The sequence below is a fragment of the Pseudomonas sp. CP4 genome (genome assembly GCF_047758505.1).
Lineage (GTDB): Bacteria > Pseudomonadota > Gammaproteobacteria > Pseudomonadales > Pseudomonadaceae > Aquipseudomonas > Aquipseudomonas fluorescens_AO.
On the sequence record NZ_CP180489.1, the window covers coordinates 5149677 to 5163444 of the forward strand.

General features: G+C 61.0%; 14 protein-coding genes. 7 read left to right on the forward strand and 7 right to left on the reverse strand.

Features of this window, described 5'->3' with window-relative positions:
- Positions 1–144: 144 nt before the first annotated feature.
- Both ACMYUN_RS23215 and ACMYUN_RS23220 read right to left on the reverse strand, forming a co-directional pair.
- Positions 145–1626, reverse strand: a complete 1482-nt coding sequence (locus tag ACMYUN_RS23215; protein ID WP_415761872.1) for a methyl-accepting chemotaxis protein — start codon at positions 1624–1626, stop codon at positions 145–147.
- Between the two features lie 206 nt (positions 1627–1832).
- On the reverse strand, positions 1833–2639 hold the full coding sequence (locus tag ACMYUN_RS23220) for a TatD family hydrolase (protein ID WP_039759949.1): 807 nt from the start codon (positions 2637–2639) through the stop codon (positions 1833–1835).
- Positions 2640–2873: 234 nt separating this feature from the next.
- Between ACMYUN_RS23220 and ACMYUN_RS23225 the strand changes: the two genes are divergently transcribed.
- From ACMYUN_RS23225 to ACMYUN_RS23235, 3 genes are all read left to right on the forward strand, one after another.
- A complete protein-coding gene (locus tag ACMYUN_RS23225; protein WP_415761873.1) occupies positions 2874–4295 on the forward strand; it encodes a transglycosylase SLT domain-containing protein in 1422 nt (473 codons plus the stop codon).
- 113 nt (positions 4296–4408) lie between these two features.
- Positions 4409–4843: a DoxX family protein gene (locus ACMYUN_RS23230; RefSeq protein ID WP_039759946.1), complete on the forward strand. Its 435-nt coding sequence runs from the start codon at positions 4409–4411 to the stop codon at positions 4841–4843.
- A gap of 249 nt (positions 4844–5092) precedes the next feature.
- The gene (locus ACMYUN_RS23235) at positions 5093–5401 is read left to right on the forward strand and encodes a hypothetical protein (RefSeq protein ID WP_039759944.1); all 309 of its coding nucleotides are present in this window, start codon (positions 5093–5095) and stop codon (positions 5399–5401) included.
- A gap of 6 nt (positions 5402–5407) precedes the next feature.
- Here the strand turns inward: ACMYUN_RS23235 and greB are convergent, their stop codons facing one another.
- Genes greB through ACMYUN_RS23250 form a run of 3 tightly spaced genes read right to left on the reverse strand, consistent with a single transcriptional unit; the run spans position 5408 to position 9127 of the window.
- A complete protein-coding gene (gene greB / locus ACMYUN_RS23240) occupies positions 5408–5905 on the reverse strand; it encodes a transcription elongation factor GreB (protein ID WP_071173132.1) in 498 nt (165 codons plus the stop codon).
- A gap of 34 nt (positions 5906–5939) precedes the next feature.
- Positions 5940–8444, reverse strand: a complete 2505-nt coding sequence (locus tag ACMYUN_RS23245) for an ABC transporter permease (protein ID WP_415761874.1) — start codon at positions 8442–8444, stop codon at positions 5940–5942.
- Positions 8444–9127: an ABC transporter ATP-binding protein gene (locus ACMYUN_RS23250; RefSeq protein ID WP_016770883.1), complete on the reverse strand. Its 684-nt coding sequence runs from the start codon at positions 9125–9127 to the stop codon at positions 8444–8446. The genes ACMYUN_RS23245 and ACMYUN_RS23250 overlap by 1 nt, the downstream gene beginning before the upstream one ends.
- 10 nt (positions 9128–9137) lie before the next feature.
- Between ACMYUN_RS23250 and ACMYUN_RS23255 the strand changes: the two genes are divergently transcribed.
- The 3 genes from ACMYUN_RS23255 to ACMYUN_RS23265 all read left to right on the forward strand — a co-directional run bounded on the left by ACMYUN_RS23255 (position 9138) and on the right by ACMYUN_RS23265 (position 11277).
- Positions 9138–9743: an arylesterase gene (locus ACMYUN_RS23255; RefSeq protein ID WP_415761875.1), complete on the forward strand. Its 606-nt coding sequence runs from the start codon at positions 9138–9140 to the stop codon at positions 9741–9743.
- Between the two features lie 57 nt (positions 9744–9800).
- On the forward strand, positions 9801–10094 hold the full coding sequence (locus ACMYUN_RS23260) for a hypothetical protein (protein WP_039759936.1): 294 nt from the start codon (positions 9801–9803) through the stop codon (positions 10092–10094).
- Positions 10095–10305: 211 nt separating this feature from the next.
- On the forward strand, positions 10306–11277 hold the full coding sequence (locus ACMYUN_RS23265; protein WP_129997312.1) for a L,D-transpeptidase family protein: 972 nt from the start codon (positions 10306–10308) through the stop codon (positions 11275–11277).
- A 126-nt stretch (positions 11278–11403) separates the two neighbouring features.
- On the opposite strand, the gene oprI is transcribed toward ACMYUN_RS23265, so the two are convergent.
- Positions 11404–11655 (reverse strand): outer membrane lipoprotei OprI, encoded by a 252-nt coding sequence (gene oprI / locus ACMYUN_RS23270; RefSeq protein ID WP_003183784.1) that lies wholly within the window; start codon positions 11653–11655, stop codon positions 11404–11406.
- Positions 11656–12294: 639 nt separating this feature from the next.
- On the opposite strand from oprI, the gene ACMYUN_RS23275 reads away from it, so the two are divergent.
- Positions 12295–12576: a GNAT family N-acetyltransferase gene (locus ACMYUN_RS23275; protein WP_016770879.1), complete on the forward strand. Its 282-nt coding sequence runs from the start codon at positions 12295–12297 to the stop codon at positions 12574–12576.
- Between the two features lie 60 nt (positions 12577–12636).
- On the opposite strand, the gene ACMYUN_RS23280 is transcribed toward ACMYUN_RS23275, so the two are convergent.
- Positions 12637–13713 carry a 3-deoxy-7-phosphoheptulonate synthase gene (locus tag ACMYUN_RS23280; protein ID WP_016770878.1) on the reverse strand — a complete coding sequence of 359 codons (1077 nt, stop codon included), beginning with the start codon at positions 13711–13713 and terminating at the stop codon, positions 12637–12639.
- Positions 13714–13768: the final 55 nt, after the last annotated feature.

The window sequence follows — 13768 nt, forward strand, 5'->3', positions numbered from 1 at the left end:
AGCTGATAGCGGCAATGGCAAAATCTGATGTCGCCTGAGCGGACGGCATCCCGGGCAAGCCCGCTCCCACAGTGTGCTCGGTGTACGCACAATTGTTGATTGTCGAAAATGCCTGTGGGAGCGGGCTTGCCCGCGAAGAGGCCATTAGAGTTTCAACTGACCTATCGCCTTGTTCAACTCCCCGGCCAGCGTCGCCAGCTCATTACTGGTCGTCGCCGAATCCACGGTCTGCTGCACAGTGTTCTCGGTCACGTCACGAATACTCACCACCGCCCGGTTCATCTCCTCGGCAACCTGACTCTGCTGTTCCGCCGCCACGGCAATTTGCGTGTTGCTTTCGCGCATCTGCGCCACCGCCCCGGTGATTTCCGCCAGCGCCGCGCCAGCCTCCTGGGCCTGCTGCACGCAGTCGTCGGCCTTAAACGAACTCTCCTGCATGAAATCCACCGCATCGCGGGTGCCGGCCTGCAACGCGGCGATCATGCCGGTGATCTCGTCCGTGGACGCCTGCACGCGCTTGGCGAGGTTGCGTACTTCATCGGCGACCACGGCAAAGCCGCGCCCCATCTCCCCGGCGCGGGCCGCTTCGATCGCCGCGTTGAGCGCGAGCAGATTGGTCTGTTCGGCGATGCTGTGAATCACACTGACCACGCCGTTGATCTTCTGACTGTCCTCGGCCAGCCGTTGAATCATTTCTGCCGTCTGCTGCACGCCGCTGGACAGCCCGGCAATCGACTGCTGCACCCGCGCCACCACCTGCTGGCCGCTACCGGCGAGGCCGTCGGCGGTTTTCGACAGGTCACGAGTAGCGCCGGCGTGTTGCGCGATGTGATAAACGGTGGCGGTCATTTCGTTGATCGCGGTGGCAGCCTGGTCGGTTTCGCTTTGCTGGCCGAGCATGCCTTGGCGCACATCATTCATGCTCGAGGCCAGCCGCGCAGCCCCGTCATCCAGTTGTCGTGCGGTGTTGGCAACTGTGGTTACGACGCGTTGATAACCGGCCTGCATGGCATTGAACGCATTGGCCATTTGCCCGACTTCGTCCTTGCCCACCAGCGGCACGCGAGCAGAGAGGTCGCCGGTTTTTTCAACGTGCAGCATCACGTCTTTCAACGTGTTGAGCTGGCTGAGCAAAAAGCGGATCAGCAGTTGCGAAGCACCGAGCATCGCCAGCATCAGGATGAAGACCGCCAGTGCATAGTTGGCGAAACGCTCGCTGAACACCTGGCTCAGGCTCGGCGCGCAGGCGATGACCGCCACTTGCTCGCCGTCGGCCCGGCTGAACACCTCGGCGCCGATCAACGGGTTGTCGCCGAACAGCGGCATTTCATTGATGGCGTTCCAGCCGTTGCTGCCGCTGATTTCCAGCAGCGGTTGATCATTGAGACGCGGCGCTTCACCGCGCTTGAAGGTCAGCACTTGAGCGGACTTGGGCAACGGTTGCCCGAGCGGCCAGGCCTTGAGCAACTGCGCCTGCGCCTGCGCGGACACCTGCGCGGCGTGGCTGCGGGCCTGTTGTTCGAGATGTACGGCGTACAGTACGAGCAGCAGGGTGGTGACAAAGGCGACCGCGTTGACCGCCCAGAATTTGTATTTCAGCGAGATGTTGCTAAGCCAGGCACCCATGGAGGTCTTCTCTGATAGCGGAAACAGTTTTGGCAAGGTGCCATTATTGTGCCGCTATGCAGATTCGGGAGTTTTGATATGAATCAACAGATGCCGAGATCTATTTGGGAGCGAGCCTGCTCGCGAAAGCGCTGCGTCATTCAGCCCATTTGTAGCTGATCCACCGCCTTCGCGAGCAGGCTCGCTCCCACAGGGGAGGTGTGCAGTCAGGGGAGAATGGGGAGTTTAAAGAACGCCCGGGCACACGCGGTGCTATGCGCGGCCAGCGCTTCCTCGGTCTCGCCACGGTGCAACGCCACCTCTCGCAGCACTTCGGTTAGATACGCCGGCTCGTTACGGCCGTTTTTCGGCTTCGGCCGCAACGTGCGCGGGAGCAGATACGGTGCGTCGCTTTCCAGCATCAGCCGTCCCGGCTTGATCTCTTTCACCAGCGGATGCAGATGCGTGCCTCGGCGCTCATCGCAGATCCAGCCGGTAATGCCGATGTGCAGATCCAGATCGAGGTAGCTGAACAGGGCTTTCTGCTCGCCAGTGAAGCAGTGCACCACCGCCGCCGGCAGTTGATCGCGGAAGTCCTTGAGGATCTCCAGCAGGCGCTGGCTGGCATCGCGCTCGTGCAGGAACACCGGCAATTGCAGGTCGACGGCCAGCGCCAGATGTTCTTCGAGAACCTTTTCCTGCTGCGGGCGCGGGGAGAAGTCGCGGTTGAAATCCAGCCCGCATTCACCTACCGCGACGACGCTGGATTCGTTCAACAGACTGCGCAGGCGACGAGCACTGTCAACGTTCCAGTCGCTGGCCGAATGCGGGTGGATACCGGCGGTGGCGAACAGCCGTTGGCCACTTTCATCCAGTTGCTGGCACAGTTCCAGCGCCTGCTCGCTGCCATCGACGCTGGTGCCGGTCAGCACCAGTTGGCAGACGCCGGCGGCGTAGGCGCGGTCGAGCACGGCCTGGTGTTTGTCGGCGAAACTGGGGTTGGTCAGGTTGACGCCGATATCGATGAGTTGCATGGTGCTACCTCGGGCCGAAGGCCGGAAAGCATATCAGAGCTGTAGATTTATAAGAAAAGCCAAGAACTACAAAGACTTATGGCTGTCTGTTGAGGCCGCGAAGGACTCCGGGGTGGCGGCAATGCCATCACTGTGCCAGTCTCTCGCACTTTATCAGCGCTCAAAGCGCTCTGTTTTCGTCGGTGATGCCGTCTCTTTTGCGACGAATCGCCCCGTATTCTTTTCGGAGAGTGGATGCATCGTCCCTCGGTTCTGCTGCTGTTGTGTGCTGCGTTGCTGCTGCCGATGACGGCGGTCGCGCGCCTGCCCGGGCCGCTGCAAGCCGTGCCGGCGAGCAAGGTTCGCGATCTCTCCGATATTCGCAGCAGCCGCGTGTTGCGGGTGTTGGTCAATCAGAGCCGCAACAGCTCCGGCGAAGTCCAGGGTCAGGCCATCGGTGTCGAGTACCACCGACTGCGCGCTTTCGAGCAATACCTTAATGGCCATGCTCGTGACGGCCAGGAAGTCACCCTCAAGATCATTCCCAAAGCCAAGGATCAATTGCTCGGCGCCTTGCAGCGCGGCGAAGGCGATATGGTCGCGCCCGGTGAATTGCTCGATCTGCCCTCGGGCTATGCGGTCGCCAGCAGTGAGCCGATTGCCAGCAACGTACCGCTGGTGCTGGTCGGCATCAAAGGCCAGCGCCGTTACACCAAGGTCGAGCAACTGTCCGGCAAAACCCTGGCGCTGCCCACCGGCAGTGCAGCGGGGGAGGTGGTCAGTCAGCTCAACCAGAAACTGGCGCTGCACAAACTGGCGCCGATCAATATCGAATGGGTCGATCCAACGTTGGCCGTGGAGGACGTGCTGGAAATGGTCCAGGGCGGGATTTTCCACCTGACCATCGTCGAGCAACCGATTGCCGAGCGCTGGGGCAAGATCCTGCCGAAGCTGCGCCTCGACCGGCAGCTGAGCCTCGGCGAGCCGGGCGAGGAGCACTGGTTTGTGCGCCGCGACGCTTCAATGTTGCGCGCGAGCATCGATCGCTTTCTCACCGGTTACAAGAAACCGTCGGATGAAGACGCCGCGTTTCTGCGCATCTATCGACGCTTGTATCAGGTGCACAATCCGCTGGCCAAAGCCGATCGCCAGCGCCTGGAAAAACTCCGTCCGACCCTGCAGAAGCACGCCGATGCGCAGAACATGGACTGGCTTAATCTGGCGGCGCTGGGGTTCAAGGAATCGCGTCTGCAGCCCAACGCTCGCAGCGGCAGCGGCCCGACCGGGCTGATGCAGATCACCCCGTCCGCCGCGCAGCGGGTCGGCGTGAGCAATATCCAGAATCTCGATGCGAATGTGCAGGCCGGCGCCAAGTACCTGGCGATGATCCGCCGCAAGTTCTTCAGCAGCCCGAAACTCAACGAGCGTGAGCGCATGGCCTTCACCCTCGCCGCGTACAACATCGGCCCCGAGCGCGTGCAGGGCATGCGCGCCGAAGCCCGCCGCCGCGGCCTCAATCCCAACCAGTGGTTCTTCCAGGTAGAGCGCATTGCCATGGAGCAGGTGGGGATGGGCGCCGTCAGCTATGTTAATAGCGTGAACAAGTATTACCTGGCATTCGACCGGGAGCGCGAGTCACTCGAGCCCCGGCAGCAGAAAGTGGTCACACGGAAATAATCTAATAATTCGATTGTTATGGCGAATTTTTTGCGCTTTAAACATGAAATAAACTGATTAATATAGCGACCAACCCAAACACACAAACACTTCTGCACAACAAGGAATGCACCATGAGCTCTCTGATCAACAAGGTTCTGTTCACCCGCGCCGGTTACGGCCTGACTGTCCTGCGCATTGCTGTCGGCGTGATCTTCGCCGCCCACGGTTCGCAGAAACTCTTTGGTCTGTTCGGTGGTTACGGCCTGGCCGGCACCGCGCAATGGATGGAAAGCATCGGCCTGACCCCGGGCTATCTGATGGCCTCGCTGGCTGGCGGTACCGAGTTCTTCGCCGGTCTGGCGCTGATCATCGGCCTGCTGGTGCGCCCGGCGGCACTCGGTCTGGCGTTCCTCTCGCTGGTGGCGATCTTCTCGGTGCACATCGGCAACGGTCTGTTCATGGCCAACAACGGTTATGAGTTTGCTCTGGCTCTGCTGGCCGGCAGCATCGCGGTACTGATCGAAGGTGCCGGCAAGCTCTCGGCGGATCGCGCCATCGCCGGTTGAAGGCTCTGGCTCAAGGCAAAGGCCCGCATTGCGCGGGCCTTTTTTTGTTGTGGGGGATTCTTGACACTGGTCGGTCACGTTCTCTAGGATGTTGCCCATGCGCCGATTTAAACAGCTACTTGCGGGGCGCCAGGTGACTTCTACAGTTACCGTCAGAAGCCGGAACAGGGCTTCGAAATACCGCTAAAGCGCTGGTTCGGTGTTGCCTCTCACCTGCCATGCAGACTTTTGAGGCAGAGACACGACACGATGAACGCACTACGCCCTCCAGCACGTCCCGCGCCGATCACGGCACATGTCACCCAGCGCAACCCGAAAATCCTTCTTGGCGGCAAACACCAGCCGACGCTGTTGCGTTATCTCGATGGCTGGCCACGTCGCAGCGGCGGTCCTGCCGCGTTCCTGATCCAGTTTGTCGACGATGGCGAGTCACTGGCGCGTTTCGCCGCTGACAGCTTTGATCTGGCGGTGATTCAGGCGCCAAGCGCAGAAGACGCCCCGGAAATGATCAAGCAACTGACCCGCGTAGCGCGGCAGGGCCTGATCACTCGGCGCTGATCAGTCTTACGGGTATTCAATCGCAACGATGTAAACGAACTGCTCGCCGGTCGGCGTCTGCACCCGCACTTCCGCGTCCAGTGCCTTGCCAATCAAGGCGCGGGCCAGCGGCGAGTCGATGCTGATCAAACCCTGTTTAAGGTCCAGTTCATCGGGGCCGACGATGCGGTAGCGCGATTGCTTGCCGTCTTCGTCTTCGATGGTCACCCAGGCGCCGAAATAGACCTTGTTCGGATCGCTGGGTTTTTCGCTGACCACCTTGAGCGCTTCCAGGCGTTTGGTGAGAAAGCGCACACGGCTGTCGATTTCGCGCAGCATCTTCTTGCCGTAGGTGTACTCGGCGTTTTCCGAGCGATCGCCCTGCGCGGCCGCTTCACTCACCGCCTGCGTGACCTGCGGGCGACGCACATGCCACAACTCATGGAATTCGGCGCGCATCCGCGCTTCACCTTCAGGGGTGATCAGCGCGGTGCCGGCGGTGCGGGGAGGGCGATAACGGCTCATGGCGACTTCTTGTGATTAAGACCGCGTGAGTCTATCAACCCTCGCGCAACACTGTCAGCGGGCTGGCGTTCAACGCCCGACGGGTGCCGAACACGCCGGCACCACCGATCAGCGCGGCGCCAATCACCGGTAGCACCAGCAGCCATGGATGCGGATGCCATGGCAGATCAAAAGCGAAGCGGTACAGCACCAGACTGACCACCTCCGAACCGATCGCCGCGAGCAGACCGCTGACCGCACCCAACAAACCGAACTCGATACGCCGCGCCTTGATCAGCAACTGCCGCTCGGCGCCCAGCGCGCGCAACAGCGCACCCTGGCGGATGCGTTCATCCAGCGTCGCTTGCAGACCGGAGAACAGCACCGCCATCCCCGCAGCGAGAACAAACAACAGCACATATTCCACCGCCAGGGTGACCTGAGCGAGGATGCTGCGCAGTTGTTCGAGCAACGCTTCGACCTGCAGGATGGTCACCGCCGGAAAGGCCCGCGACAGCTCGACGATCTGCTGATCGTGCCCCGGCGCCAGATAGAAACTGGTCAGGTAGGTCGCCGGCAGATCCTTCAGGGTGCCAGGCTGGAAGATCATGAAGAAGTTCGGCTGGAAATTGTCCCAGTTGATCTCGCGCAGGCTGGTGACCTTCGCTTCCCGATTGACCCCGCCGACACTGAACACCATGTGATCGCCGAGTTTGAGTTTCAGGCTTTCGGCCACCTTGCCTTCCACCGAAACCCCCGGCACGTCGTCGGACGGCTGGCCGCTCCACCATGAGCCGGCGGTGAGCTTGTTGCCGGCCGGCAGATCCGCCGCCCAGGTCAGGCTCAGGTCACGCTGGATGGCGCGGTCACCGGCCGAGTCCTTGCTGACGATTTGCTGCACCGGCTCGCCATTGATGCTGATCAGTCTTCCTGGCACTACCGGATACAGTGGCGCCGCTTGCGCAGACACCTTGATCAAGTGATCGGCGAAAGCCTGTTTGTCCGCCGGCAGGATGTTCAGCGCGAAGTAGTTCGGCGCGTTTTTCGGTAGCTGGTTTTGCCAGGTGTCGAGCAGTTCGCCGCGCAGCAGTGCGATCAGCGCCATCGACAGCAGGATCAGACCGAACGCCAGTGACTGCCCGGCCGCCGCCAATGGATGCCGCAACAACTGGCCAAGGCCCAGACGCCAAGGCAACGAGGCGCGGGCGAGCATGCGGCGCAGGCTTTGCAGCAGCAACAAGAGCAGGCCACCCAGCACCAGCGCGGCGACCACGCCACCGCCGAGCAGCGCGAAGGTCAATAACAGGTCGAGACTCAGGCGCCACATGATCAGGCCCAGCGCACCCAGCGCCGCGCCGTAGACCATCCATGTACTCGAGGGGATCGGCAGCATGTCGCGGCGCAACACCCGCAGCGGTGGCACGCGACCCAGTGCAGCCAATGGCGGCAAGGCAAAACCGGCCAGCGCCACCAGCCCGGTGCCAATTCCGGCTATCGCCGGAAACAGGCCGCCCGGTGGTACATCATTCGGCAACAAATCATGCAGCAGGGCGAACAGCCCCAGTTGCGCCAGCCAGCCGAGCAGGGCGCCGCTGACCGCCGCGACCAGTCCAAGCACAGTCAGTTGCAGGCTGAACAGCACCATGGTTTCCCGGCGCGACAAGCCGAGGCAGCGCAGCAAGGCACTGGCATCGAAACGCCGGCTGGCGAAACGGTTCGCCGATAACGCCACTGCTACACCAGCCAGCAACACCGCAACCAGGCTGGCCATGTTCAGATAGCGCTCAGCCTTGCCCAGCGCACCGCCAATTTGCCGGTTACCGTCACGGGCATCCTGAATTCTCTGGTTCGCAGCCAGCCCCGGTTTGATCAACTCGCGATAGGTCTCCAGCGCCTGCGGTTCGCCGCGCCACAGTTCGCGATAACTCACCCGGCTGCCCGGTTGCACCACGCCGGTGGCGGCGAGGTCGTCAATATTGATCAGCACCCGTGGCGTCAGGCTGTAGAAGTTGCCGGCGCGATCCGGCTCGTAGGTCAGCACGCGGGTCAGCTTTAAGGTCTTCACGCCGACGTCGATGCTGTCGCCGATTTTCAGATCCAGTGCGGTCAACAGACGTGCCTCGACCCAGGCTTCACCGGGTTGCGGTTCACCGCCGACTTCTTCCTGGGCAAAGGGTGCGGGCGCGCTTTTCAGCTCCCCACGTAGCGGATAGGCACGGTCGACGGCTTTGATGCTCGACAGCTGAATGCCATTGTCGGTGGCAATGACGCTGGAGAACTCCACCACTTGCGCATGATTCAGGCGCAGTTCGGTGCCGCTGCGGATTTGCTCCTCGCGGGCCGGCGAGCTGCCTTCCAGCACCAGATCGGCACCGAGAAACTCGGTAGCGCGCAGCATCATCGCGCCGTTGAGACGGGCGCCGAAGTAGCCGATCGCGGTGCTCGCCGCGACGGCCACCACTAACGCAAAGAACAACACGCGCAGCTCACCGGCGCGGGCATCGCGCATGAGCTGGCGCAGGGCAAGGCTGAACAGACGCAACAGCGGCAGACGTGCCATCAAGGCTCCAGAGGGGCGACCAGCAGCCCGGCTTCAAGACGGATCAGGCGCCGGCAGCGATGAGCCAGGCGTTCGTCGTGGGTCACTAGCACCAGGGTGGTGCCGCGTTCCTTGTTCAATTCGAACAGCAAGTCGCTGATGCGCTCGCCAGTGTGGCTGTCGAGGTTGCCGGTCGGCTCGTCGGCGAACAGCACATCCGGTTCGGCGGCGAAGGCGCGGGCGATGGCGACACGTTGCTGTTCACCGCCGGAGAGCTGGCGCGGCGAGTGGGTCAGGCGCTGGCCGAGACCGACGCGCTGGAGCAATTGCGTGGCGCGCTCGCGGGCATCTTTGCGGCCGTCGAGTTCAAGCGGCAGCATGACGTTTTCCAGCGCATTGAGGCTGTCGAGCAACTGGAACGACTGGAAGACAAACCCGACGTGCTCGGCGCGGATTCGTGCGCGCTGGTCTTCGTCGAGATTGCTCAGGCCCTGGCCGGCGAGGGTGACTTCGCCGCTGCTGGGCAGGTCGAGGCCGGCGAGCAGGCCGAGGAGGGTGGATTTGCCGGAACCGGACGCGCCGACGATGGCCAGGCTGTCGCCCTTGTTCAGTTCCAGGCTGAGTTCGTGCAGGATAGTCAGTTCACCTTCCGCGCTAGGGACCACTTTGCTGAGGTTCTTCGCGGTGAGAATGCTTGCGCCCATGGAGAATCCGATGCGTGTATGGTTTTTGAGTGCTGGCCTGGCCTTGATGTGCATGGCCCAGAACGCAGCGGCGGGTACTGTCCTGATCGTTGGCGATAGTATCAGCGCCGGTTTCGGCCTGGATACCCGTCTGGGGTGGGTGTCGCTGCTCGAGCAGCGGCTCAAACAGGAGGGTTTCGACGATAAAGTGGTCAACGCCTCGATCAGTGGCGACACCAGCGCCGGAGGCAAGGCGCGGCTGCCGGCGCTGCTTGCAGAGCATAAGCCGGAGTTGGTGATCCTCGAGCTGGGTGGCAATGACGGCCTGCGCGGGATGCCGCCAACGCAATTGCAACAAAATCTTGCCTCGATGATCGACAGCTCGCGGCAGAGCGGCGCGAAAGTGCTGCTGCTCGGCATGCAGTTGCCACCCAATTATGGCAAGCGCTACACCGATTCGTTCGCCGAGGTTTACGGCAAGCTTGCCGACGAGAAAAACATCCCGCTGGTGCCGTTTTTTCTCGAAGGCGTCGGCGGCCATCCGGACCTGATGCAGGCGGATGGTCTGCACCCGGTTGCCGGGGCTCAGGGCAAGTTGCTGGAAAATGTCTGGCCGACGCTAAAACCGCTGTTATGAGGCTTTTCTAGTGGCAGGCTTTCGGCTAATGTGGCGCCCCCTAATTTGGAGCCCCCGATGCCGCGTCCTGCCTGGTCCCTGTTTGCCTACCAACTGATCGAGCCTGACGAGCAGCTGGACCTGTTCGCCTGCCAGGAAGTGCGGGTGCATCTGGTGACGCGTCAGTTGGAACTCGGTGGCTCGGCTGACCGCACGCTCTGCGGCAGTCTGCTGCCGGCGCAACCGCGCTGGTCGAATGTCGATCGGCGGGTGTTTCAGGATCAGCGCCTGTGCTCGCTGTGCCGGGCGATTCTCGAATCGCAGAAGCGCGGTACGTCGCCGATCTGGCCCGAGCTGCGATTCGAGCTCTGAGCGCTCAAGATCAAAGTGTGGGAGCGAGCCTGCTCGCGAAGGGGTTTCATCAATCGACATTTATGGTCGCTGACACACTGCTTTCGCGAGCAGGCTCGCTCCCACCTTGAAAGCACTCTGTCGCCTGCAACTGCGTGGCCTCCCGAATCCCCAAGCCGCGGTGTACAATCGCGCCCTTATACCCTTGATGATCATGCGAAGGATTTTCCGGATGTTGCCGCGCTTTCCTGCCGTCACCCGCTGCCTGTCACTTGCCGCCCTGTGTGTGGCCGGTCCCGTTGCTGCATTGGAGCTTCCCCTGCCACCACCCGGCGAGGACATCGTCGGCCAGGTGCAGGTGATCAAAGCCAAGTACGAAGACACCTTCGCCGACCTGGGCACCACCTATGATCTGGGTTATTCGGAAATGGTTGCGGCCAACCCGGGCATCGATGCCTGGCTGCCGGGCGCCGGTACCGAGATCGTTCTGCCGACGCGCTTCATCCTACCGCCGGGCCCGCGTGAAGGCATCGTCATCAACCTCGCCGAATACCGTCTCTATTACTATCCGAAAGGCCGCGACGTGGTGTACACCTTCCCGTTGGGCATCGGCCGTGAAGGTTGGGGTTCGCCGATCGCGCACACTTCGATCATCGCCAAGACACCGAACCCGACCTGGACGCCTCCGGCCTCAATCAAGGCCGAACACGCCGCTGACGGTGATCCGCTGCCGAATGTGGTGCCGGCCGGTCCTGATAACCCGCTGGGCCCGTTCAAGTTCACCCTCGGCACACCGGGCTACCTGATCCACGGTTCGAACAAGAAGTTCGGCATCGGCATGCGCACCAGCCATGGCTGCTTCCGCATGTTCAACAACAACGTGCTGGAAATGGCCGGCATGGTCCCGGTGGGCACCTCGGTGCGCATCATCAACGACCCGTACAAGTTCGGTCGCAGCGGCGGCAAGGTCTATCTGGAAGCGCACACGCCGCTCGACGACAAGGGCAACCCGTCGGTGGTCGACAAGCACACGGCGGTGATCAACGCGATGCTCAAGCGTGAAGACATCACCAGCAACCTGCGCATGAACTGGGATGTGGTGCGTGATGTGGTCGCGGCCGAAGACGGCCTGCCGGTAGAGATCGCCGTGCCGAATGCTTCGGCGCCGATGGTCAGCAGTGCGCCGATCGATCTGCAGCAATAAGCGCTGACAGGAAACCCGCCGATGCGAGCAGCGTCGGCGGGTTTTTTATTGCCCGGAGAAAAGAGTCGGGCACAAAAAAGCCGACCCGGAAAACCGGATCGGCTCGATAACAATCCCGAGGGATTATTACTTGCGGCTAGCTTTTTCCAGCATGCGCAGAGCACGCTCGTTAGCTTCGTCAGCAGTCTGTTGTGCTTTTTGAGCAGCAGCCAGAGCTTCATCAGCTTTACGGTAAGCTTCGTCTGCACGAGCCTGGGAGCGAGCAGCTGCGTCTTCAGTAGCGGTCAGACGTGCTTCGGTTTCTTTCGATGCGCTGCTGCAACCGGTAGCCAGAACTGCGGCCAGAGCCAGAGCAGAGAATTTCAGAACGTTGTTCATCGTGTTCCCCTTCAAGGACTTTCAAATTAAGTGGCTGTCTCCTCACGATTGAGGAAATAGCCGGCGTACATACTACCCATTACTTGTAGTAAGTAAACTGACGTAGCGCAAGAAGCAAAAAAAATTGTAGGCGTTGATTCTTTTTCGAGCAACTTTTAACTGCGCTGTATAAAAAATATCCAGCTGCAAGCCCCGGCGTGAGCGACTCAAACGGAAAAAGTTCCCGTGCTCGGATGCTGTTTTTGTCACTTCGGCTAAAGTCTTTCTAAATGAATTCGTCCACACTTTTGTTCAGGTTCTGCGAAGCGCTTCGCGTATCTTTGTTGATGTTCAGGTGACTTTAAAAAAGGTTGCACGTCTTAAGTCTCAACATTCCCGGCAATGTACAGGCAAGCGGCACGCAAAGATTGTCTTGCGACCGAACCTGCGAGCATCGAAGCCTTGAACGCAAACCGTCCGATGACGAGCGTACCTTGAGCATTTTCGCCAATGGTGCCTACTATTCAGCAGGTGTCAGATTGCGCGAGATCGGTGTGGCTCTTCTCGGTGTCCATCAGGCACGGGGTGGCGTAGATGTTCCTTCGCCGGGAAAACATCGGTAAGGTAGGGGTCACAATCCAAGACCCGCGAGGAGTAGTGATGAGCGAGGCGTTGTCCATCCACCATGACCAGGCTGGTCATCAATTCGAGACCACTGTGGACGGTCATCGTGCTTACCTGACCTACATGGATCTGGGCAAGCAGACCCTGGATATCTACCGCACCTTCGTGCCCAATGCCCTGCGCGGCCGTGGCATTGCCGCAGCGCTGACTGAACGCGCGCTGCAATACGCCGAAGAAATGGGCTACACGGTGATTCCGTCGTGCTCCTACGTTGAGCGCTACATGGAACGCCATCAGCGTCGCGCCGCGAAGATCTGAACCGCACACACAAAAACGCCGGACAATGTCCGGCGTTTTTTTATGCGCGCAAAACGCAACTTAGGTGCGCTGACGTTTCGGCAACACGTCCTTGAGCTTGGCGTGCATGCTGCGCAAGGTGTTTTCGGTAGCGGACCAATCGATGCAGGCGTCGGTGATCGACACGCCGTATTGCAGGTCGGCGAGGTCTTTCGGAATCGCCTGGCAGCCCCAGTTCAAATGGCTTTCAACCATCAGGCCGATGATCGACTGGTTACCTTCGAGGATCTGGTTGGCGACGTTTTCCATCACCAGCGGTTGCAGGGCCGGGTCCTTGTTGGAGTTGGCGTGGCTGCAATCGACCATGATGTTCGGCTTGATCTTCGCCTTGTTCAGCGCCTGCTCGCACAGGGCCACGCTGACCGAATCATAGTTCGGCTTGCCGTTACCGCCACGCAGCACCACGTGACCGTAGGCGTTGCCTTTGGTGGTGACGATCGACACGCCACCTTCCTGGTTGATGCCGAGGAAACGGTGCGGGCTGGACACCGACTGCAAGGCGTTGATCGCCACGGTCAGGCCGCCGTCGGTGCCGTTCTTGAAGCCGACGGCCGAAGACAGGCCGGAAGCCATTTCGCGGTGAGTCTGCGATTCGGTGGTACGCGCGCCGATGGCCGACCAGCTGATCAGGTCCTGCAGATACTGCGGGGAGATCGGATCGAGGGCTTCGGTCGCGGTCGGCAGGCCTTTCTCGGCCAGGTCGAGCAGCAACTGACGACCGATGTGCAGACCGTCCTGGATCTTGAACGAGTCGTCCAGGTACGGATCGTTGATCAGACCTTTCCAGCCGACAGTGGTACGCGGCTTCTCGAAATACACACGCATGACCAGATACAGGGTGTCGGAGACTTCCTCGGCGAGCACCTTGAGGCGATCGGCGTATTCGTGGGCAGCCTTGATGTCGTGAATCGAGCACGGGCCGATCACGACGAACAGACGGTGGTCGGTGCCATCGAGAATATTGCGAATGACTTCGCGGCCCTTGGTAACGGTGCGCAGGGCAGCGTCGCTCAGGGGGATATCACGCTTGAGCTGATCGGGAGTGATCAGGGTCTCGTTAGAGGCGACGTTTAGGTCGTTGATCGGTAAATCAGCCATCGTTTACTCGTCAGGTCACGGGTGCCGGCCGCCAGCGATCCCCGCGCGGCGGAGC